Below are 19,933 nucleotides of genomic sequence, written 5' to 3' on the forward strand. Positions count from 1 at the left end.
GCCCGTGATCGGGCGGCCCGGGGAACGCCGGAGCGCGCAGCCGTTACGCTGGACCCGTGGCAGTCGTCGATGTATCCGAAGAGCTGAAGTCCCTCTCCTCGACCATGGGGTCGATCGAGGCCGTCCTGGACCTCGACACGATGCGGGCGGACATCGCCGTGCTCGAGGAGCAGGCGGCCGCCCCGTCCCTGTGGGACGACCCGGAGGCGGCGCAGAAGATCACCAGCAAGCTTTCGCACCTCCAGGCGGAGCTGCGCAAGACCGAGGCCCTGCGCAGCCGGATCGACGACCTCGCGGTGCTCTTCGAGCTCGCCGAGGAGATGGACGACCCGGACACCCGCACCGAGGCCGAGGCCGAGCTGGAGTCCGTCCGCAAGGCGCTGGACGAGATGGAGGTCCGCACCCTCCTGTCCGGCGAGTACGACTCCCGTGAGGCGCTGGTCAACATCCGCGCCGAGGCCGGTGGCGTCGACGCCTCCGACTTCGCCGAGCGCCTCCAGCGCATGTACCTGCGCTGGGCGGAGCGGCACGGCTACAAGACCGAGGTGTACGAGACCTCGTACGCGGAAGAGGCCGGCATCAAGTCGACCACCTTCGTGGTGAACGCCCCCTACGCCTACGGCACGCTCTCCGTGGAGCAGGGCACGCACCGCTTGGTCCGCATCTCGCCCTTCGACAACCAGGGCCGCCGCCAGACGTCCTTCGCGGGCGTCGAGGTGCTGCCCGTCGTCGAGCAGTCGGACCACGTCGAGATCGACGAGTCCGAGCTGCGCATCGACGTGTACCGCGCGTCGGGCCCGGGCGGCCAGGGCGTCAACACCACGGACTCCGCGGTCCGCATCACGCACATCCCCACCGGCATCGTGGTGTCCTGCCAGAACGAGCGCTCGCAGATCCAGAACAAGGCGAGCGCCATGAACGTCCTGCAGGCCAAGCTCCTTGAGCGCCGCCGCCAGGAGGAGCAGGCGCTGATGGACTCGCTCAAGGGCGACGGCGGCAACTCCTGGGGAAACCAGATGCGTTCGTACGTCCTGCACCCGTACCAGATGGTCAAGGACCTGCGTACCGAGTTCGAGGTCGGCAACCCGCAGGCGGTCCTCGACGGCGAGATCGACGGCTTCCTGGAAGCCGGTATCCGCTGGCGCAAGCAGCAGGAGAAGTAGCCCCCACCTAGGGCGACTTGAACACCCGACGACGCCGGCCCCCTTTCCTGGGGGTCGGCGTCGTTCGTTGTGTGCACCGGGTGTGCTTTCGGCGGCGATTCGGTGGCGCGAGCGGGGCGCCGGTGCATCGCACGGCCGAATTCGCCGCCGCAAGCGGAAATTGAGCGACTCGGAGCTTTGTCGACAACGGAACTTCCCTCCGGGGAGCGCCCGTTCGGGTCTTCTGTCACAGTCGTATTCCCGTACGCCCGGCAAGTGAGCTGAAATCGGGCATTGCGTACGCAACGACCTTGACGCCATCTTTAAAACTGGCAAAGCTAACGCGCGGCATGCGTAATTCTGGGGCGTGTGTGACAGGGGAGGGGCCTCATGGGTCTCCCGCGTTGCCGCCCCGGGCGCTGCTCCACGACTCATGAGCTACTGGGGGTAGCAGGCAGATGACCAAGAACACTCGGGTCCGCTTCGCGCGGATAGCAGCCGGTGCGGTGATTGCCGCCGGCGCGTCCCTGACCGCTGCGGGGGCGGCCCAGGCCGTCGGTGCCGACTCCAACGAGAGCAAGACGGCGAGCGTCCTCGACGATCCGTGCAGCCCGACCAACCCGCTCTGCCTCCCGACCACGGGCGGTCAGTCGACGGGTTCGACCACGGACGGCACGACCGGTTCCACCACGTCCGAGGGCACCACCGGTTCGACCACCTCCGAGGGCACGACGGGTTCGACCACCTCCGAGGGCACCACCGGCTCCACGACCTCTGAGGGCACGACGGGTTCGACGACCTCCGAGGGCACCACCGGCTCCACGACCTCTGAGGGCACGACGGGTTCGACGACCTCCGAGGGCACCACCGGCTCGACCACGTCGTCCGGAACGACCGGCTCGACGACCTCCGAGGGCACCACCGGCTCGACCACGTCGTCCGGCACCACCGGCTCGACGACCTCCTCGGGTACGACCGGTTCGACCACGTCGTCCGGCACCACCGGCTCGACGACGTCGTCCGGCACCACGGGTTCGAGCACCTCCTCGGGCACCACGGGCTCGACGGGGTCCACCGGCAGCACGGGCTCCACCGGCTCGACGGGTTCCACCGGCAGCACCGGTTCCACGGGGACCACCGGGACCACGGGCTCGACCGGGACCACCGGTTCCACGGGCACCACCGGCAACACCGGCACGAACCCCGACACCGTCGGGTCGCAGCCGGTCGAGCAGGGGCAGCAGAAGGACGAGCTGGCCGCCACCGGTGCGGGCGGGACGACCTTCCTGCTCATCGGCGCCGCGACCATGATCGCGGGTGGCGTCGGCTTCCGCCTCATGCCGCGCCTGGTCGGCAGCGGCCGCAACGTCGCGTAATCGGCGACGGCGGACACACAGGAGGGCCCCGGGTGCGATCACGCACCCGGGGCCCTCTCGCATGCCGCGCGGAGACCGCTTCCCGGTGCGGCGCGAAGGCCGTTTCCCGGCGTTCTCAGACGGTCTGGTGAGCCAGCAGGGCCAGGGCTCCCACCAGCACGATCAAGAGTGTGACAAGGGCAGCGGGGCTCAGGCTGCCCCATTGGCTCTCCTGCTGGAGACGCTCCCGGTTCGCCCGGCAGACGCGGCAGCGGCCCTCGCTCACGGGCGCCGCGCAGTTGGCGCACACCAATCGGTCATAGGTCATGCGCTCTCCTCCTCCCGCGCGGCGGAGCCGGCGCATACAGCTGTCAAACCGCCATCTCTCCGCTCAACGCTCAGGGAAACGCAACCGTTCCCCCTACCACTGTGCCAGCTCGCGCGCGTTTCGGCGCGCCCCGCCTGATTCCTCCCCATCCCGTCCCCGCAACCCAAGGGACATAAGGGGCATCCCCGGACGGGGCCTGCGCGGGCTCCTCCCGTTCGCGTAAGGTCACGCACACCTATACTCCCGGCCGACCCGTGGTGCACCCGTGATCCGATTCGACAATGTCTCCAAGACCTATCCCAAGCAGAACCGACCAGCCCTGCGGGAAGTCTCGCTCGAGATCGAGAAGGGTGAGTTCGTCTTCCTCGTCGGCTCGTCCGGTTCCGGGAAGTCGACCTTTCTGAGGCTCGTCCTGCGTGAAGAGCGCGCCAGCCATGGGCAGGTGCACGTTCTGGGCAAGGACCTCGCCCGGCTCTCCAACTGGAAGGTGCCGCACATGCGGCGCCAACTGGGCACCGTCTTCCAGGACTTCAGGCTGCTCCCCAACAAGACCGTTGCGGAGAACGTGGCGTTCGCCCAGGAGGTCATCGGGAAGCCCCCCGGCGAGATCCGCAAGGCGGTACCGCAGGTGCTCGACCTCGTCGGGCTCGGCGGCAAGGAGGACCGCAGGCCCGGTGAGCTCTCCGGCGGTGAGCAGCAACGCGTCGCCATCGCCCGCGCGTTCGTCAACCGGCCCATGCTGCTCATCGCGGACGAGCCGACCGGCAACCTCGACCCGCAGACCTCCGTCGGCATCATGAAGCTGCTCGACCGGATCAACCGGACCGGCACCACCGTAATCATGGCGACCCACGACCAGAACATCGTCGACCAGATGCGCAAGCGCGTCATCGAGCTGGAGTCCGGCCGTCTCGTACGAGACCAGGCGCGCGGCGTCTACGGCTACCAGCACTGAGCGCCGCCGCGCACTCGTCGAGCACTGAAAGGCTGAAATAGTCGCCATGCGCGCCCAGTTCGTTCTCTCGGAGATCGGGGTCGGTCTCCGTCGCAACCTGACCATGACGATCGCCGTAGTCGTCTCCGTGGCCCTCTCCCTGGCCCTGTTCGGTGGTTCGCTGCTGATGCGGGACCAGGTCAACAACATGAAGGGCTACTGGTACGACAAGGTCAACGTCTCGATCTTCCTCTGCAACAAGGCGGACGCGGAGAGCGTCGCCAAGTGCTCCAAGGGTGCCGTGACGGCCCAGCAGAAGAAGGACATCGAGGGCGACCTCAAGAAGCTGGACGTCGTCCAGACGGTGTCGTACGAGTCGGCCGACGAGGCGTTCAAGCACTACAAGGAGCAGTTCGGCGACTCGCCGATGGCGGGCTCCATCACGCCGGACCAGATGCAGGAGTCCTTCCGGGTCAAGCTCAAGGACCCGGAGAAGTTCAACGTGGTCGCCACCGCCTTCGCGGGCCGGGACGGCGTCCAGTCCGTACAGGACCAGAAGGGCATCCTGGAGAACCTCTTCGGGCTGCTCAACGGCATGAACGTGGCGGCGATGCTGGTCATGCTCGTGATGCTGGTCGTCGCGCTGATGCTGATCGTCAACACCGTGCGCGTCTCGGCCTTCAGCAGGCGGCGCGAGACGGGGATCATGCGCCTGGTCGGTGCGTCGAGCTTCTACATCCAGGCGCCGTTCATCATGGAGGCCGCCTTCGCCGGCCTCATGGGCGGTGTGGCCGCCGCGGGCTTCCTGGTCGTCGGCCGCTACTTCATGATCGACCACGGGCTCGACCTGGCGCACAAGCTCAACCTGATCAACTTCATCGGCTGGGACGCGGTGCTCGCCAAGCTGCCGCTGGTGCTCGCGGCCAGCGTCCTGATGCCCGCGCTCGCCGCCTTCTTCGCGCTGCGCAAGTACCTCAAGGTCTGACCCCGGCACCCCGAGGTCCGTACCCCGCGTGTGACATACGCCCCGGGCGCCGTAGGAGCAACAGCCCCTACGGCGCCCGGAGTCTGTCCTAGACTCGGCGCCATGTCGGGTCCGGACCTCTGTCCCAGGCCCCGCGGTGTGCGCCGCGGGGCGGCTCTGACATTGGTGTTCACGAGCGTCCTGCTGACCGCGGCCGCCACCAACTGCCTGCCGCGCGCCGAGCAGCACCCCGTCCCGCTCGCGGCCGGGCCCGCCGCGGCCGCGTCCCTCGATCCGCGCGAGGGGCACACCACCCGCGGGGGCGACCGCACCGTCCAGGACGTGCGGCGCGCGGCCGCCGAGGCCGAGGCCGACGGGAAGTCCGCGAGCCGGGCCGCCGAGGAGGCCGTGGGCCGCAGCGGGGACCGCTGGGGCGCGGTGTACGACAAGGCGGAGTACGAGCAGTACGCGGACGCCCTCGACGGCCGCTACACCGGTGTCGGCCTGTGGGTCGCCCGCGCCGCCGACGGCCGCACCCAGGTGACCCGGGTCCAGACCGGGGGCCCCGCCGACCGGGCCGGCATCGAGCCGGGTGACCATCTGCGCAGCATCGACGGCTGGGCCGCGGACGGGCAGCCCGTCACCGACGTGGTCGCCCGGCTGCGCGGGGACTCGGCCGGGAGCAAGGTGGCCATCGGCCTCGGCCGCGGCTCGCGCAGCTGGACGCAGACCGTGGACCGGGCGGTCCTCGACACCGAGGACGTCTCCGTACGGAACCTCTCCGCCCAGGTCGTGATGATCAAGGTGGCCGCCTTCACCAAGGGGACCGGCGAGCAGGTGCGCACGGCGGTGCGCCGGGCCCCGAAGGGCGCCGGGATCGTGCTCGACCTGCGGGGCAACAGCGGAGGCCTGGTCGGCGAGGCCGTCACGGCCGCCTCCGCGTTCCTGCCCGGAGGCCTGGTCGCCACCTACGACGTGCACGGCGCCCAGCGGGCGCTGTACGCGAGCGGCGGCGGGGATGCCGCGCGGCCCCTGGTCGTGGTGATCGACGGCGGCACCATGAGCGCGGCCGAGCTGCTCACCGGCGCGCTCCAGGACCGCGGCCGCGCGGTCACGGTCGGCTCGCGCACCTTCGGCAAGGGCTCGGTGCAGATGCCCACCGGCCTCGCGGGAGGCTCGGTCGCGGAGCTGACCGTGGGCCACTACCGCACGCCCTCGGGCCACGGCCTCGACGGCAAGGGCATCACCCCGGACCTTCCGGTCACGGACCGGCCCCTCGAACACGCCGAGACGGTTCTGAGCGGTCTGGGCGGCACGTCTTAAACCTGTTGCGCCGGGGTGCGAAAATGGCCGCACTATGGCTAAGAACACGGGCAAGGACAAAGAGAAGGACAGCAAGCGCAAGCTGGTCGCGCAGAACAAGAAGGCACGGCACGACTACCTCATCATCGACACCTACGAGTGCGGTCTCGTGCTCACCGGTACCGAGGTGAAGTCGCTGCGCCAGGGCCGCGCCTCCCTGGTCGACGGGTTCGTCCAGATCGACGGCGGCGAGGCCTGGCTGCACAACGTGCACGTGCCGGAGTACGCGCAGGGCACCTGGACCAACCACAGCGCGCGGCGCAAGCGGAAGCTGCTGCTGCACCGGGTCGAGATCGACAAGCTGGAGGCGAAGTCCGGGGAGTCGGGCCACACGATCGTGCCCCTCGCGCTGTACTTCAAGGACGGCCGGGCCAAGATCGAGATCGCGCTGGCCAAGGGCAAGAAGGAGTACGACAAGCGTCAGACGCTGCGCGAGAAGCAGGACCGCCGCGAGACGGACCGCGCGATCTCCGCCGTCAAGCGCAAGGAGCGGGCCAGCCTGAAGTCCTGAAGTACGGCCCGCGCGGAATAGGCTGGCACCCTCGGGCGTTGGTCACGTACGATGGGACTGCACCTCGCGAAGGTGCGGCACCACCTTGAAAAAACAACATGGGGATGATCGGTTTCGACAGCGGATGTCGAAGCAGGGGAAGCGTGTCGAGGAAGCGGCAATGATCTCGTAAACCATATGTCGCAAACAATAATCGCCAACACCAAGCGCGATTCCTTCGCCCTCGCTGCCTAAGTAGCGACTTGCGAAGTGTCAGCCCGGGGCTGTTCCCGACCCGGATCCTGGCATCAGCTAGGGAACTAAACTTCTGGACTCGGTCACGGGGTTCAGGAGGAAATCAAACAGTGGCTGGGCCCGTCGGCGACTTGTTCGCGTGATTGCCGGGGCCGAGAAAATCGCAGCGAACTGCACACGGAGAAGCCCTGTTTTTGCACCGTTGGACGCGGGTTCGATTCCCGCCATCTCCACGATCGAGGAGCGCCGGGTTTCCGGATTCTCCTCGCCCCATGTAGACAAAGGCCCGGCCGCTTTCGAGCGGTCGGGCCTTCGTCGTGTCCGGGACCGGGGTCCGGAAACCACTGCCCGGGTCCCGCTGCCCAGGGACGCCGTGCGGGGCCGGATCAGGCGGCCGGCTGACCGGTCAGCATGCCGAGGAGCTGGTCCATCTCGTTGCGCCAGATGCGGTGCACGTTCATCCGCGTCGGCTTCGGCTGTCCCGGCAGCTGGCAGCGGAACGAACTCCACAGGGTGTTGCGGCGGACGTCGCTGATCATCCGCATGGCCTCGTTCGGCGGGATCGCGACGACGAGCTCCTGCGGCCGGTTGCTCATCCGGCTGGCCCGGTGGAGCAGCACGGCCTGCTGGGTCACCGTGATGAAGTAGTACGTCAGGAACGCCTGGCCTATGAGGCCGAACATGCTCATCAGCCAGACGCTGGGGCCCGCTATCGCCTGGATCGTGACAATCGGGCGGTCCTGCGGGTTGGCCTGGGCGATCGCCTCGGCGACCTGCTGCTGGATCGTCGACTTCTTCATGGCCATGGGGATCGGCCTTTCCTGACGCGCGGTCATACTCAAGCGGAGGGGGACGTCCCGCCTACCGGCGGGGCGGTGCAGCGTACCGCCCGTGGCCGACGGCGCTGACCAGCAGGGCGAGGGCCGCCGAGCAGACCGGGACCAAGTAGCCCATCTCCGCCCCCGCTTGCTCGACGACCTGGCCGCCGACGGCCGATCCGGCCGCGATGCCGCCGAGTATCGCGGTGACCGCGAGCGTCATGCCCTCGTTCAACTGCCCCTCGGGGGTGCGTCGCTGGACCAGCGTCATGCCGGTGACCATGGTGGGCGCGGTCGCGGCGCCCGCGCAGAGCAGCGCCGCGGCGAGCACGGCGAGCGAGCCGGTGGCCCGTGCCGCGAGCAGCGGCAGGCACATCAGCGCGGCCATCGCCGCGACACAGCCCGTCAGCCGCCGGGACACCTCGGCGGCCGGCCGCGCGGCCCCGTACAGGAGCCCGGCCGCGCAGGACCCGGCGGCCTGGAGGGCGAGCACCCCGCCGGCCGCCGAGCGGTGGCCGAGCCCGTCGGCGTACGCGATGGTCACCACCTCCAGCGAGCCGAAGACCGCGCCGGTGGCGAGGAAGACGGCGAGCAGCGGGGCGAACCCCCTTGTCCGCACGGGGGACTTGGCGCCTTCGGTGCGGGGCGTGACCGGCGGCTCGGTCGTGCGCTGGGCGGCGAACAGCACGATCCCGGTCATCAGCAGGACCGCGCCGACCAGCGTGCCCGCCTCGGGAAACAGAGTCGAGCAGAGGGCCACCGCGACGACCGGCCCGAGCATGAAGCAGAGCTCGTCGACGGCCTGCTCGAAGGAGTTGGCGGTGTGCAGCGCCGCCGGGTCGTCCCGGTGCAGATGGGCCCAGCGGGCCCGGGACATGCCGCCGGTGTTGGGGGTGGTGGCGGTCGCGGCGTAGGCGGCGAACAGGGTCCAGTCGGGGGCGTCGAGGCGTACGCACAGGAGCAGTGCGAGCGAGCCGGAGGCGGCAACCGCCGTAGCGGGTACGGCGATTCGGGCCTGACCGCAGCGGTCGACGAGCCGGGCCGTCCAGGGTGCGACCAGCGCGGTGGCGGCGAGCCCGGTGGCGGTGACCGCGCCCGCGAGGGCGTAGGAACCCCGGCTGCCCGCGATCATGAACACGGCGCTGACGCCGAACATGCCCATGGGTAGCCGGGCGACGAGATTGCCCAGAGTGAAGGCGAGGGCGCCGGGGGTGCGGAACAGGCGTATGTACCCGTCCCGGCGACGGGCGAGCGGGGTCGTCTGCGGCATGCCCCGATCCTTTCGGGGGCCCTGTGCGGGGTCCAACACCTGATCAGTGCCCATTCACGCACTCTTGTTGTGGGTGGCGGTGCTGCTGTTGACTGCCGGGTGTGCCCCACGACACCGACCCGCGCCTGCTGCGCTCCTTCGCGGCCGTCGCCGAGGAGCTGCACTTCACCCGCGCGGCCGCCCGGCTCTTCGTCGCCCAGCAGGCGCTGAGCCGCGACATCCGGCGCCTGGAAAGGGAGTTGGGCACCGAACTCTTCGTACGAACCACCCGGGCCGTGGCGCTCACCGCCGACGGTGCGCGGCTGCTGCCGTACGCCCGCAGGGTGCTCGCCGCGCACGACGAGCTGCGTGCCGCGTGGGAGGACCAGGGTGCCGAGCGGCCCCTGCTCGTCGACATCTCGGCACCCGTCGGCACCGGTGCACGGGTGCTTGCCGGGGCTCGTGAGCAGGCGCCCGGCGTCGAGTTCGTGGCCCGGTTCATCAGCGGGCTCACCGGGGCCGCCGCCGAGATCCTCGCCGGGCGCCTCGACGTCAGCTTCGGCCGGGTGGCCGGGCTCGACCCCGCGGTGCTGGCCGGGCTCGACCACCAGCCGGTGCGCTTCGAGCGGATGGCGGTGCTGCTCGACGCGGGGCACCGGCTCGCGGGCCTGGCCGAGGTGCCCCTCGACGCGCTGGCCGGCGAGACGCTGTACGCGGCGGCGGGCAATCCGGCCACCGCCGAGTGGACCGACCTGGCCGAGCGGCTCTTCGCCGGGCGCGGCATCCGGGCCGCCGAGCCGTTTCCGGAGATCGCGGGCGAGGAGGAGTTCGTCCGGGTGGTGCGCAAACAGGGCTGGTCGGTGCTCGCCAGCACCGAGTTCATGGACGTGCCCGGCATGGTGGTGCGCCCGCTGACCGGACCCGTACCGCTGGCGCCGGTGTCCCTGGTGTGGCGCAGAGGGCTCGCACACCCCGGTGTGCACGTCCTGCGCAGGGTCGCGCGCGAAGCCGCAGCGACGCACGGATGGCTGGAAAAGCCCCCCGGGAGCTGGCTTCCGACGCCCGACATGTCCCTGATGGCACCCGATGCCCCGCAAGTGGACGGGCTAAGGCGAACATCACGCGATACGTGAACACATGTCCACAGGCTCGTGCGCTACATTCATCGCCCGGGTGCGGCGGGATATGGGGGCGCGCGGAACGAGTGGGGTCTCCTCGTTCCGGATGTGGCGCCCGGGAGTCGTGCGCGCAACCCGCGAAACACATTCAGGGAGTGCGTACGAACATGGACAGTCGGATACCCAACGGACCGGGCGGACAACCCCGTTCCGGCCAGTCGGCGGATCGCCGGCCCTCGCCCGACGCGACGATGCAACTCGGCGTCTTCGCGCAGGAGTTGATCAAGGAGAAGGAGCCGGTCGAGAGGTCCGCGACCGTGGAGATCCCGATCTTCAACCCGCTGCCGGGCATCCCCGCCCAGCAGGGCCACGACCGGCCCGTGTTCGTCGACGCCAGCGGGCGCCGCGGCAAGAAGCTGCGCGGGCTCGGCTGGCTCTGCGGGCTCGCCGCCACCGGCTTCGCCGTGGCCCTGGTCGGCTCCCTGCTCGGCGGCAACTCCCAGGCCCCCGGCCTGAACCTCCCCGACGGCAGCAAGGCCGACGCCGTCACGGCGCCGCCCAGGGCGACCGCCTCGCAGGTCCCGCAGCCGAAGGCCTCCCCGAAGCAGATCGTGGCCCCCACGCACGCCTCCTCCAGGGCTCCCTTGGCGAAGGCGTCCAAGGCGTCCAGGGCGTCCGATCCCGCCAAGGCCTCCCACAGCGCCACCCCCGCCACGGGCCACAGCCCGGTGAACACCAAGGCATCCCCGCACCCCGGCACGTCGCACAAGCCGGCCGCCAACGGCGCGATCACCCCCACCGCCGGCAAGACCGGCGCCTGAGCTCCGTCCTCCCCGGCCGCCCGCAGCGGCCCGGGAGCAGCGGCCCCGTGCAACCCCGTCCCCGGCCCGCCCGCAGTGGTCCGGACGGCGGTCCGAGCACCCTGAGCACCAACCCCGTACGGCCACCTCGGCGTACCGCCCCGAAGGCGTAACGACACCTGCCATGAGAACCACCCAGGCCACGCCGCGGCCGACGCGGCGCAAGCGGCTGCCCATGCGCTATCTGCTGCCGCTCCTCCTGCTCGTCGCGCTGGTCGCGATGCTGATGCTGCGGGGCTATGTGCACAGCGAGATCTCCGCGGACCACCGCGTCCGCGACCCCGCGCCCACCGACAGGGTGCCCGAGAAGATCATCGACGGCGGCCCGGTCATCGACGCGCGCACCCCCGGCAAGCCGGACAGCCTCCGGATACCGGACCACAAGATCGTCCTCAGCTTCGACGACGGCCCGGACCCCACCTGGACGCCGAAGGTCCTGGACGAGCTGAAGAAGTACCACGCGCACGCCGTCTTCTTCGTCACCGGCACCAACGCCTCGCGCTACCCCGACCTCATCAAGCGCATGGTGGCCGAGGGGCACGAGGTGGGTCTGCACACCTTCAACCACCCCGATCTGTCGTACCAGTCGAAGTCGCGGATCGACCGGGAGCTCTCCGAGAACCAGCTCGCGCTCGCGGGTGCCGCGGGTGTGCACAGCTCGCTGTTCCGGCCGCCGTACTCCTCGTTCGCCGACGCCATGGACAACGACACCTGGCCGGTCGTCCAGTACGTCGGCAGCAAGGGCTACGTCGTCGCGCTCGACTCCACGGACAGCGAGGACTGGCAGCGGCCCGGCGTCAAGAAGATCATCCACAACGCCACGCCGGAGGACGACAAGGGCGCCATCGTCCTGATGCACGACTTCGGCGGCGACCGCTCGCAGACCGTGGCGGCGCTCGACAAGTTCCTGCCGGACATGCAGGAGTCGGGCTACACGTTCGTCAACCTCACCACCGCCCTCGGCGCACCCAGCGCGCTCACCCCGGTCAGCGGCATGGACCTGTGGAAGGGCGAGGCGTTCGTCGGAGCCGTCCAGGTCGCCGAGCACACCACCGACTTCCTGGTCGTCGGCCTCGCCGTCATCGGGGTGCTCGTCTTCACCCGCTTCGGCCTGATGCTGGTCCTGTCCTTCGTGCACGCCCGCAAGGTGCGCCGCAAGGACTTCGCGTGGGGGCCGCCGGTCACCGAACCGGTCTCGGTACTCGTGCCCGCGTACAACGAGCGCGAATGCATCGCCAACACCGTTCGTTCGCTCATGGCGAGCGATCATCCGATCGAAGTGATCGTCATCGACGACGGTTCGAGCGACGGCACCGCCGACATCGTCGAGGCGCTCGGATACCCCAACGTGCGCGTGGTGCGCCAGGAGAACGCGGGCAAGCCCGCCGCCCTCAACAACGGCATCGCGCACGCCCGTTACGAGATCGTCGTGATGATGGACGGCGACACCGTCTTCGAGCCCGGCACGGTCCGCGAACTGGTCCAGCCCTTCGGCAGCTCGCGCGTCGGCGCGGTCGCGGGCAACGCCAAGGTCGGCAACCGGGACTCGCTCATTGGCGCCTGGCAGCACATCGAGTACGTGATGGGCTTCAACCTCGACCGCCGCATGTACGACCTGATGGGCATCATGCCCACCATCCCCGGCGCGGTCGGCGCCTTCCGCCGCCAGGCCCTGGAACGGGTCGGCGGCATGAGCGAGGACACCCTCGCCGAGGACACCGACATCACCATGGCCATCCACCGCGACGGCTGGCGCGTGGTCTACGCCGAGAACGCCCGCGCCTGGACCGAGGCCCCCGAGTCCGTCCAGCAGCTCTGGTCGCAGCGCTACCGCTGGTCGTACGGCACCATGCAGGCGATCTGGAAGCACCGCGGCGCCATCAAGGACCGCGGCGCCTCGGGCCGCTTCGGCCGCGTGGGCCTGCCGCTCGTCGCCCTGTTCATGGTGCTGGCCCCGCTGCTCGCCCCGCTCATCGACATCTTCCTGCTGTACGGGATCGTCTTCGGCAAGACCGAGCAGACCATCGTGGCCTGGCTCGTCGTCCTCGCGATCCAAGGGGTGTGCGCGGCCTACGCGTTCCGGCTCGACAAGGAGAGGCTCACCCATCTGCTGTCCCTCCCGCTCCAGCAGGTCCTGTACCGGCAGTTGATGTACGTCGTGCTGCTCCAGTCCTGGATCACCGCGGTCACCGGCGGCCGGCTCCGCTGGCAGAAGCTGCGCCGCACCGGCGTCGTCGAGGCCCCGGGCAACCCGGCCGAACGGAAGGCCGTCGCATGACCGCGTACGTGGAGGTGCCGGAGGCGGCGGCCACGCCGCCCGCCCCGGCGCCGCGGCCGCCCGCGCGCGACCGCTACTTCGACTTCCTGCGCGGCCTCGCGCTGTTCCGGGTGGTGCTCTACCACCTGATGGGCTGGGCCTGGCTGCCGATCGCCTTCCCCTCCATGGGCGTGATGTTCGCGCTCGCCGGAAACCTGATGGCCCGCTCCCTGAAGCGGCCCGCCGTCCAGGTCGTCCGCGGCCGTCTGCGCCGGCTGCTTCCGCCGATGTGGCTGCTCGGCGCGGTCGGCGTCACCGGCATGCTCGCCCAGGGCTGGGGCCCCGATTCCGACGGGCACCCGGCCTGGTGGTGGGGCCACCTGCTGTTCTGGGTGGTCCCGCTCAGCGACCCGCCGTACGCGGCCGACCTGCCCGGCATCCACCACGTGCTCGGCGACAACTGGGGCGCGAACCTCGCCGAACCGCTCTGGTACCTGCGCGCCTACCTGTGGTTCGTGCTGCTCTCGCCGCTCTTCAAGGCGCTGCTCCGGCGCCTGCCGTGGCCGACGGTCTTCGCGCCGGTCGCCCTGTCGGCGCTCCTGGAGTTCGTGGACCTCGGGCTGCCCGAGCGCGTCGACTCCGCGCTCACCGACTTCGCCACCTTCGGCGCCTGCTGGATTCTCGGCATGGCCCACCAGGCGGGCGTACTGCGGAAGTTGCCGAACTACCTGGTGCCCTCGCTCGCGCCCATCGGCATGGCCGTCGGCTTCTGGTGGGCGGTGCGCGGCGGGTACTCCCTGTTCGGCGACACCGAGCTCGACTCGATCCCGCTCGCCCAGACCCTGTGGTCGCTCGGCGCGGTCTTCCTGCTGCTGCACATCAGCCCCTCCTGGGCCACCTGGCCCGCCCCGCTGCGCCGCTGGGACCGTCTGATCACCCTGCTCAACTCGCGGGCCGTGACGATCTACCTGTGGCACAACCTGTGCATCCTGGTGGCCGCCACGGTCTGGGACGACCTGTGGAGCATCGACGCGCTGGCGGGCGCGGGCGAGTTCCTCAACAGCTCGTGGCCGGTGCTCCTGGTGACCTGGGCCCTCATCGGCCTGTGCGTGCTGTGCTTCGGCTGGGTCGAGGACGTGGCGGCCAAGCGCCGCCCACGGCTCTGGCCCGCCTGACACCTCGGGGCGGCGGTCTCACCGCCGCCGCCCGCACCGAGTGAAGACAAGGTTGCACCCCGGTCACCCGCGGGCACGCGGTCGAAACCCGGCCCTCCGTAGGGTCGCCGTCAGGACACACTGCGACCGTGGAGGCAAGATGACCGGCCGTTGGATCGAGCGGTGGGAGCCGGAGGACGACACCTTCTGGCGCGAGACGGGCAGGCGCGTCGCCCGGCGCAACCTGTTCCTGTCCGTGTTCTGCGAACACGTCGGGTTCTCCATCTGGAGCCTGTGGTCGGTGATGGTCCTCTTCATGGGCCCCGCCTACGGAGTCGATCCCGCGGGCAAGTTCTTCCTCATTTCGGTGTCGACCCTCGTCGGCGCCCTCGTCCGCATCCCCTACACCTTCGCCGTCGCCCGCTTCGGCGGCCGCAACTGGAGCGTCTTCAGCTCCCTGCTGCTCCTGCTCCCGGCGGGCGCCGCCTGGTTCGCGATGGAGCCGGGCACCTCGTACACCACGTTCCTGCTCGTGTCCGCGCTCGCCGGGGTGGGCGGCGGCAACTTCGCTTCCTCCATGACCAACATCAACGCCTTCTTCCCGCTCCGCGAGAAGGGCTGGGCGCTCGGCCTGAACGCCGGCGGCGGCAACCTCGGCGTCCCGGTGGTGCAGCTCGTCGGGCTGCTCGTCGTCGCGACCGCCGGGGCCACCCACCCGCGCATCGTGCTCGCCGTCTACCTGCCGCTGGTCGCCCTCGCCGGGCTCGCGGCTGCGCTCGGCATGGACAACCTCGCGCCCGTACGCAACGACAGGGGTGCGGTCACCGGGGCGCTGCGCGACGGGCACACCTGGATCATGGCGGTCCTCTACGTCGGCACCTTCGGCTCCTTCATCGGCTACGGCTTCGCCTTCGGCCTGGTGCTCCAGACCCAGTTCGGCCGCACCCCGCTGCAGGCCGCCTCGCTCACCTTCATCGGGCCGTTGCTCGGCTCCCTGATCCGGCCCGTCGGCGGCCGCCTCGCCGACCGCTGGGGCGGCGCCCGGATCACCCTGTGGAACTTCGCCGCGATGGCCGCCGCCACCGGAGTCGTCCTGTACGCCTCCGCACAGAAGTCGCTGCCGGTCTTCCTCGCCGGGTTCATCGCCCTGTTCGTGCTCAGCGGGCTCGGCAACGGCTCCACGTACAAGATGATCCCCGCCGTCTTCCAGGCCAAGGCGCTCGCGCGGGGTCTCGTGGGGGAGGAGGCCGCGGCCTACGGGCGGCGGCTCTCGGGTGCGGCGATGGGGATCGTCGGGGCGATCGGCGGGCTCGGCGGGCTCGCCATCAACCTCGCCTTCCGCCAGTCCTTCCAGGCCTCGGGCACCGGCACCGCCGCCTTCGCCGCCTTCCTCGCCTGCTACGCGGCCTGTTCCGCGGTGACCTGGGCGGTATACGTCCGCACGCCCGCCGCAGCCCCCGTGTCGCCCGCGTCCCCCGCACCCGCGCCCGCCCGCGCCCAGGTGTGATCCTGGCCGTGCGGGGTGACGTAACACCCGGGAAATCCGGGGGAACCCCGGGCGTCACGCCGCCTTGGCAGTCTCGGACGCCACCGCACCACCTGGAGAGTCATGTCCGCAGAAGCAGAAGTGGCCGCACCGCACGGGCCGCTCGCCGGGTTCACCGTCGGAGTCACCGCCGCCCGCCGGGCCGACGAGCTCGCGACGCTGCTCACCCGGCGGGGGGCCGCCGTGCTGCACGCGCCCGCGCTGCGGATCGTGCCGCTCGCCGACGACCGCGAACTGCTCGCCGCCACCCGGGAGTTGATCTCCGAGGTACCCGACACGGTGGTGGCCACCACCGCCATCGGGTTCCGCGGCTGGGTCGAGGCCGCCGACGGCTGGGGCATGGGGGAGGCCCTTCTCAAGACGCTGGGGGGCGTCGAGCTCCTCGCACGGGGACCCAAGGTCAAGGGCGCGGTACGGGCCGCCGGGCTCACCGAGCGGTGGTCGCCGTCGTCCGAGTCGATGGCCGAAGTGCTCGACCGGCTGCTCGCCGAGGGCGTGGCGGGCCGGCGCATCGCGATCCAGCTGCACGGCGAGCCGCTGCCCGGCTTCGTGGAGGCACTGCGCGCGGCCGGCGCCGAGGTCGTCGGGGTGCCGGTCTACCGCTGGCTGCCGCCGCAGGACCCGGTGCCGCTCGACCGGCTCCTGGACGCCACCGTCACCCGCGGCCTGGACGCGCTCACCTTCACCAGCGCTCCCGCCGCTGCCTCGCTCCTGAAGCGGGCCGAGGAACGCGGCATGCTCGCCGAGCTGCTGTCCGCGCTGCACGACGAGGTGCTGGTGGCCTGCGTCGGCCCGGTCACCGCACTGCCGCTCCAGGCCCACGGCGTGACCACCTTCGCGCCCGAGCGCTTCCGCCTGGGCCCGCTCGTCCAGCTCGTGTGCGCCGAACTGCCCTCCCGGGCAAGGGTGTTGCCGCTGGCGGGGTGCCGGGTCGAGATCCGCGGCCAGGCGGTGGTGGTGGACGGCGAACTGAAGCCCGTGCCCCCCGCGGGCATGGCCCTCCTGCGCACCCTCGCCCGCCGCCCCGGCTGGGTGGTGCCCCGCGCCGAACTGCTGCGCGCGCTGCCGGGCTCCGGCACGGACGAACACGCCGTGGAAACGGCAATGGCCCGTCTGCGTACGTCAGTTGGCGCTCCCCGCATCATCCAGACGGTGGTCAAGCGCGGCTACCGCCTCGCCCTGGACCCGGCGGCGGACGACAAGTACGGGGAGGGGTAGAGGGCGGGTCAGTGGGGTGCGTGGTTGACGTTGTGCTCCCTGATGTCGGGGAGCAGGTCGGCCGCGGCGGCGAAGTCCTTGTCGTCGTGGAGTACCACGAGACCATGGTGGGCCGCCGTCGCGCACAGCAGCCAGTCGACGACTGAGAGGCTCTGATGCCGGCCGCGCGCGGCGAGCCTGTATTGCGCAGTCTCGATCCACGACCAGGCGGCCTTGGGCACGGGGGCGTCCGGATACAGATCGCCGAACATTGCGGTCATCGCGTCGTACTCGTCCAGATTGCGTGCCGAGCGGCGGAACTCGGTGCGCTGCGGGTGGCACGACCCGATGCTCCCCTCGTCGGTCTCGTGCCCCCATGCCTCGCTGAGCGCGGGGCTCCGCTGGAGCCGCCAGACGGCGGTCGAGTCGATCAGGTAGCGCAGCATGCTCAGGAGGCGCCTTTCTCGGCGGCGTGCAGACGCCAGAAACTCTCGTCGTCCCAGTCCTGTGCCAGCTTGAAGTGCCTGAGGCGGGCCTCGGTGCGGCGCCGCCGCTCGCTGTACTCCCGCAGGGCGAGGTTGACTGTCTCCTTTTTGGTGCGGGAGCCGGACAATCGCATGGCCTCGGCGAGCGCTTCATCGTCGATGTCGATCTGCGTGGCGGACATGGTGGCCTCCTGGCATTGGTTGCATACAAGGGTAGACCACGTTCCATACAAAGCCACCGTATCCCCCCGGGCGCGCCCGGCCGGTAGGAGGTCTTCCGAGGGCGGCCCGGGACGGGCACTCTGGGGGGAGGCACCCACCGGTAACCCCTAGGCGGTGACAGGCGCATGGCGCGGTTCGACTCCGGGCGGATCTGTCTGGATCTGGTGGCGACCGGCGCGCAGGAGAGCGAACGGCTGGGCAGCGCCGAGGAGTTGGGGCGCTGGCTGCTCGGCGCCGGACTCGTCCCGAGCGGCACCCCGCTCGCCGGCCTGGATGCCGAATGGCCCGCTCGTTTCGTCGAACTGCGGTGCTGCATAGCTCAGTTGATTCATGCGGAGCTCGGGGCGCCGGCCGAGGGCGCGTCCGCCGCCCTCGACCGGATCAACGCGCTCGCCGCCGCCCCGCCCCCGGGCGTCCGCGCGATCAGGGGTGCGGACGGCGGGCTCGTCCGCAGCCTGTGCCGGGCCCCCGAGTGCGCCGCGCTGCTCGCCGTCGTCGCCCGGGACGCCGTCGACCTGCTCACCGACCCCGAGGCCAGGGCCCGGCTGCGCCAGTGCGAGGGCGACAACTGCCGGCTGCTCTACCTGGACACCTCGCGCGGTCGGCGCCGCCGCTGGTGCTCCAGCGAGGTGTGCGGCAACCGCGAACGGGTGGCCCGGCACCGGCGCCGCGTCGCCGCGCTCTGAGAGCGCCCGTCGAGAAGCGGCCGTCGAGGAGAGACCCTCACGAGGCGGCCGGCGATAAGAAAGTTCGTTGAGAAAACCGGCGCGTCTTTGAACGGTTCCCGACAACCGCCCGTATGGAGGGGCGAACCGGCGCGCAGCCGCGCACCGGGATGGTCTCGACCTGGAGGTGCCGGTTGCGCAAGGATGCCGCCGTGGCCGATGACCGTCCGCGAGGGGCCAAGCACCGCTCCGTGCCCGACGAGGAGCTGATGCGGGCGCTGTACCGCGAGCACGCGGGGCCGCTGCTCGGGTACGTGATGCGGCTCGTGGCCGGTGACCGCCAGCGGGCCGAGGACGTCGTGCAGGAGACGCTCATCCGTGCCTGGAAGAACGCCGGTCAGCTCAATCGGGCCACCGGTTCGGTCCGCCCCTGGCTGGTGACGGTCGCGCGCCGCATCGTCATCGACGCACACCGCAGCCGGCAGGCCCGGCCGCAGGAGGTCGATCCGTCGCCGCTGGAGGTCATGCCCGCGGAGGACGAGATCGACAAGGCGTTGTGGCTGATGACCCTCTCCGACGCACTCGACGACCTGACCCCGGCGCACCGGGAGGCACTCGTCGAGACGTACTTCAAGGGACGTACCGTCAATGAGGCGGCCCAGGTGCTCGGCGTGCCCAGCGGGACCGTGCGGTCCCGGGTGTTCTACGCCCTGCGCTCCATGAAACTCGCACTGGAGGAACGGGGGGTGACGACATGACGACCGGGGACCACGCGGAAGGCTCGCTGCACGAGGCTGTCGGCGCGTACGCGCTGGGCATCCTGGACGACGCCGAGGCCACCGCCTTCGAAGCGCACCTCGCGGGCTGCCCGGCGTGCGCCGCCGAACTCGACGCGCTGGCGGGCATGGAGCCGATGCTCGCCACGCTCAGGGAGTTCCCGGGTCCCGCCGCCCAGCCGATGCGGCCCGCCCCGCCCGACATGTCCACGACCCTGATCAACGAGGTCGCCGCCCAGCGCGCCAGGCGCCGGCGGCGCACCACGTACCTGGTGGCGGCCGCGGCCGCGCTGATCGTCGGCGGACCCGCCGTCGCGGTGGTGGCGACGTCCTCGTCCACCGGCACCCACCAGAGTGCCGAGGCGCACCCGACCAGCCCGGCCGAGGACGCCTTCTTCAACCACATGAGCCAGAAGGTCTCCGCGACGGATCCGAGGACCCGGGTCACCGCGACCGTCGGCACCGAGGCCAAGGCCTGGGGCACCCATACGGTCCTGGAACTGAAGAACGTCAAGGGCCCGCTGAAGTGCAGCCTGATCGCGGTGGGCAAGAACGGCGACCAGGAGACCGTCACCTCCTGGGCGGTGCCGAACTGGGGCTACGGGATCAAGGACAGCCCGCACGAGTCGGCGAAATACCCGCTGTACGTGCACGGCGGCACGGCGATGCCCCGCGACCGGATCGACCACTTCGAGGTCCGTACGTTCGACGGGAAGGCGCTCGTGGACGTTCCGGCGTGAGCCGCGGGACGCTCCG

At 70.8% G+C, this 19,933-nt stretch carries 20 protein-coding genes and 1 other RNA gene; 16 read left to right on the forward strand and 5 right to left on the reverse strand.

The features are described from left to right. The first annotated feature begins 56 nt into the window (after nt 1-56). Nucleotides 57-1,163, forward strand: a complete 1,107-nt coding sequence (prfB, locus tag IE267_RS30005; RefSeq protein ID WP_161255115.1) for a peptide chain release factor 2 — start codon at nt 57-59, stop codon at nt 1,161-1,163. Between the two features lie 437 nt (nt 1,164-1,600). Beyond that, a complete protein-coding gene (locus IE267_RS30010; RefSeq protein WP_167152952.1) occupies nt 1,601-2,518 on the forward strand; it encodes a hypothetical protein in 918 nt (305 codons plus the stop codon). A gap of 115 nt (nt 2,519-2,633) precedes the next feature. On the opposite strand, the gene IE267_RS30015 is transcribed toward IE267_RS30010, so the two are convergent. Next, nucleotides 2,634-2,825, reverse strand: a complete 192-nt coding sequence (locus IE267_RS30015; RefSeq protein WP_189765371.1) for a hypothetical protein — start codon at nt 2,823-2,825, stop codon at nt 2,634-2,636. 265 nt (nt 2,826-3,090) lie between these two features. Here IE267_RS30015 and ftsE point away from each other — a divergent pair, with 265 nt between their 5' ends. From ftsE to ssrA, 5 genes are all read left to right on the forward strand, one after another. Continuing rightward, nucleotides 3,091-3,780 carry a cell division ATP-binding protein FtsE gene (ftsE, locus tag IE267_RS30020; RefSeq protein WP_100578628.1) on the forward strand — a complete coding sequence of 230 codons (690 nt, stop codon included), beginning with the start codon at nt 3,091-3,093 and terminating at the stop codon, nt 3,778-3,780. A 46-nt stretch (nt 3,781-3,826) separates the two neighbouring features. Continuing rightward, nucleotides 3,827-4,744 carry a permease-like cell division protein FtsX gene (ftsX, locus tag IE267_RS30025; protein ID WP_161245183.1) on the forward strand — a complete coding sequence of 306 codons (918 nt, stop codon included), beginning with the start codon at nt 3,827-3,829 and terminating at the stop codon, nt 4,742-4,744. 102 nt (nt 4,745-4,846) lie between these two features. Then, nucleotides 4,847-6,046 (forward strand): S41 family peptidase, encoded by a 1,200-nt coding sequence (locus IE267_RS30030; protein WP_189765372.1) that lies wholly within the window; start codon nt 4,847-4,849, stop codon nt 6,044-6,046. 34 nt (nt 6,047-6,080) lie between these two features. Then, nucleotides 6,081-6,596: an SsrA-binding protein SmpB gene (gene smpB / locus IE267_RS30035; protein WP_167152954.1), complete on the forward strand. Its 516-nt coding sequence runs from the start codon at nt 6,081-6,083 to the stop codon at nt 6,594-6,596. Nucleotides 6,597-6,696: 100 nt separating this feature from the next. Further along, nucleotides 6,697-7,066: a transfer-messenger RNA gene (ssrA, locus tag IE267_RS30040) on the forward strand. A 150-nt stretch (nt 7,067-7,216) separates the two neighbouring features. On the opposite strand, the gene IE267_RS30045 is transcribed toward ssrA, so the two are convergent. Together IE267_RS30045 and IE267_RS30050 are read right to left on the reverse strand one after the other, a co-directional pair. Continuing rightward, the gene (locus IE267_RS30045; protein ID WP_161245186.1) at nt 7,217-7,636 is read right to left on the reverse strand and encodes a hypothetical protein; all 420 of its coding nucleotides are present in this window, start codon (nt 7,634-7,636) and stop codon (nt 7,217-7,219) included. 55 nt (nt 7,637-7,691) lie between these two features. Further along, nucleotides 7,692-8,918 carry an MFS transporter gene (locus IE267_RS30050; protein WP_189765373.1) on the reverse strand — a complete coding sequence of 409 codons (1,227 nt, stop codon included), beginning with the start codon at nt 8,916-8,918 and terminating at the stop codon, nt 7,692-7,694. Nucleotides 8,919-9,019: 101 nt separating this feature from the next. On the opposite strand from IE267_RS30050, the gene IE267_RS30055 reads away from it, so the two are divergent. The 6 genes from IE267_RS30055 (at nt 9,020) to IE267_RS30080 (ending at nt 17,050) form a co-directional block, all read left to right on the forward strand. Continuing rightward, the gene (locus IE267_RS30055; protein ID WP_189765374.1) at nt 9,020-10,030 is read left to right on the forward strand and encodes a LysR family transcriptional regulator; all 1,011 of its coding nucleotides are present in this window, start codon (nt 9,020-9,022) and stop codon (nt 10,028-10,030) included. A 152-nt stretch (nt 10,031-10,182) separates the two neighbouring features. Then, entirely contained in the window at nt 10,183-10,836 is a 654-nt protein-coding gene (locus IE267_RS30060) for a hypothetical protein (RefSeq protein ID WP_189765375.1), read from the forward strand. 214 nt (nt 10,837-11,050) lie between these two features. After that, nucleotides 11,051-13,153, forward strand: a complete 2,103-nt coding sequence (locus IE267_RS30065) for a bifunctional polysaccharide deacetylase/glycosyltransferase family 2 protein (protein ID WP_189765470.1) — start codon at nt 11,051-11,053, stop codon at nt 13,151-13,153. Beyond that, nucleotides 13,150-14,307: an acyltransferase family protein gene (locus IE267_RS30070; RefSeq protein WP_167152959.1), complete on the forward strand. Its 1,158-nt coding sequence runs from the start codon at nt 13,150-13,152 to the stop codon at nt 14,305-14,307. The genes IE267_RS30065 and IE267_RS30070 overlap by 4 nt, the downstream gene beginning before the upstream one ends. Nucleotides 14,308-14,446: 139 nt before the next feature. Then, nucleotides 14,447-15,793 (forward strand): MFS transporter, encoded by a 1,347-nt coding sequence (locus IE267_RS30075; RefSeq protein WP_189765376.1) that lies wholly within the window; start codon nt 14,447-14,449, stop codon nt 15,791-15,793. Between the two features lie 102 nt (nt 15,794-15,895). Continuing rightward, on the forward strand, nt 15,896-17,050 hold the full coding sequence (locus IE267_RS30080) for a uroporphyrinogen-III synthase (protein WP_189765377.1): 1,155 nt from the start codon (nt 15,896-15,898) through the stop codon (nt 17,048-17,050). A gap of 8 nt (nt 17,051-17,058) precedes the next feature. Here the strand turns inward: IE267_RS30080 and IE267_RS30085 are convergent, their stop codons facing one another. Together IE267_RS30085 and IE267_RS30090 are read right to left on the reverse strand one after the other, a co-directional pair. Further along, entirely contained in the window at nt 17,059-17,475 is a 417-nt protein-coding gene (locus IE267_RS30085; protein ID WP_167152962.1) for a PIN domain-containing protein, read from the reverse strand. Between the two features lie 2 nt (nt 17,476-17,477). Continuing rightward, a complete protein-coding gene (locus IE267_RS30090; protein WP_167152963.1) occupies nt 17,478-17,696 on the reverse strand; it encodes a type II toxin-antitoxin system VapB family antitoxin in 219 nt (72 codons plus the stop codon). A gap of 165 nt (nt 17,697-17,861) precedes the next feature. Here IE267_RS30090 and IE267_RS30095 point away from each other — a divergent pair, with 165 nt between their 5' ends. The 3 genes from IE267_RS30095 (at nt 17,862) to IE267_RS30105 (ending at nt 19,917) form a co-directional block, all read left to right on the forward strand. Next, nucleotides 17,862-18,422: a CGNR zinc finger domain-containing protein gene (locus IE267_RS30095; protein WP_189765378.1), complete on the forward strand. Its 561-nt coding sequence runs from the start codon at nt 17,862-17,864 to the stop codon at nt 18,420-18,422. A 149-nt stretch (nt 18,423-18,571) separates the two neighbouring features. After that, entirely contained in the window at nt 18,572-19,159 is a 588-nt protein-coding gene (locus IE267_RS30100) for a sigma-70 family RNA polymerase sigma factor (protein WP_161245204.1), read from the forward strand. Beyond that, nucleotides 19,156-19,917, forward strand: coding sequence for an anti-sigma factor family protein (locus IE267_RS30105; RefSeq protein ID WP_167152965.1), 762 nt, complete (start codon nt 19,156-19,158; stop codon nt 19,915-19,917). The genes IE267_RS30100 and IE267_RS30105 overlap by 4 nt, the downstream gene beginning before the upstream one ends. Nucleotides 19,918-19,933 lie beyond the last annotated feature (16 nt).

Origin of the sequence: Streptomyces xanthochromogenes (assembly GCF_014650455.1) — a bacterium.
Classification (GTDB): Bacteria; Actinomycetota; Actinomycetes; order Streptomycetales; family Streptomycetaceae; genus Streptomyces; species Streptomyces xanthochromogenes.

Excerpts from the sequence above, each read along its gene's own strand:
- IE267_RS30010 (WP_167152952.1), top strand. The coding sequence starts at position 1,601 with ATGACCAAGAACACTCGGGTCCGCTTCGCGCGGATAGCAGCCGGTGCG.
- IE267_RS30015 (WP_189765371.1), bottom strand. The coding sequence starts at position 2,825 with ATGACCTATGACCGATTGGTGTGCGCCAACTGCGCGGCGCCCGTGAGC.
- ftsX (WP_161245183.1), top strand. The coding sequence starts at position 3,827 with ATGCGCGCCCAGTTCGTTCTCTCGGAGATCGGGGTCGGTCTCCGTCGC.
- IE267_RS30030 (WP_189765372.1), top strand. The coding sequence starts at position 4,847 with ATGTCGGGTCCGGACCTCTGTCCCAGGCCCCGCGGTGTGCGCCGCGGG.
- smpB (WP_167152954.1), top strand. The coding sequence starts at position 6,081 with ATGGCTAAGAACACGGGCAAGGACAAAGAGAAGGACAGCAAGCGCAAG.
- IE267_RS30045 (WP_161245186.1), bottom strand. The coding sequence starts at position 7,636 with ATGGCCATGAAGAAGTCGACGATCCAGCAGCAGGTCGCCGAGGCGATC.
- IE267_RS30050 (WP_189765373.1), bottom strand. The coding sequence starts at position 8,918 with ATGCCGCAGACGACCCCGCTCGCCCGTCGCCGGGACGGGTACATACGC.
- IE267_RS30060 (WP_189765375.1), top strand. The coding sequence starts at position 10,183 with ATGGACAGTCGGATACCCAACGGACCGGGCGGACAACCCCGTTCCGGC.
- IE267_RS30065 (WP_189765470.1), top strand. The coding sequence starts at position 11,051 with ATGCGCTATCTGCTGCCGCTCCTCCTGCTCGTCGCGCTGGTCGCGATG.
- IE267_RS30070 (WP_167152959.1), top strand. The coding sequence starts at position 13,150 with ATGACCGCGTACGTGGAGGTGCCGGAGGCGGCGGCCACGCCGCCCGCC.
- IE267_RS30075 (WP_189765376.1), top strand. The coding sequence starts at position 14,447 with ATGACCGGCCGTTGGATCGAGCGGTGGGAGCCGGAGGACGACACCTTC.
- IE267_RS30080 (WP_189765377.1), top strand. The coding sequence starts at position 15,896 with ATGTCCGCAGAAGCAGAAGTGGCCGCACCGCACGGGCCGCTCGCCGGG.
- IE267_RS30085 (WP_167152962.1), bottom strand. The coding sequence starts at position 17,475 with ATGCTGCGCTACCTGATCGACTCGACCGCCGTCTGGCGGCTCCAGCGG.
- IE267_RS30090 (WP_167152963.1), bottom strand. The coding sequence starts at position 17,696 with ATGTCCGCCACGCAGATCGACATCGACGATGAAGCGCTCGCCGAGGCC.
- IE267_RS30095 (WP_189765378.1), top strand. The coding sequence starts at position 17,862 with ATGGCGCGGTTCGACTCCGGGCGGATCTGTCTGGATCTGGTGGCGACC.
- IE267_RS30100 (WP_161245204.1), top strand. The coding sequence starts at position 18,572 with ATGGTCTCGACCTGGAGGTGCCGGTTGCGCAAGGATGCCGCCGTGGCC.
- IE267_RS30105 (WP_167152965.1), top strand. The coding sequence starts at position 19,156 with ATGACGACCGGGGACCACGCGGAAGGCTCGCTGCACGAGGCTGTCGGC.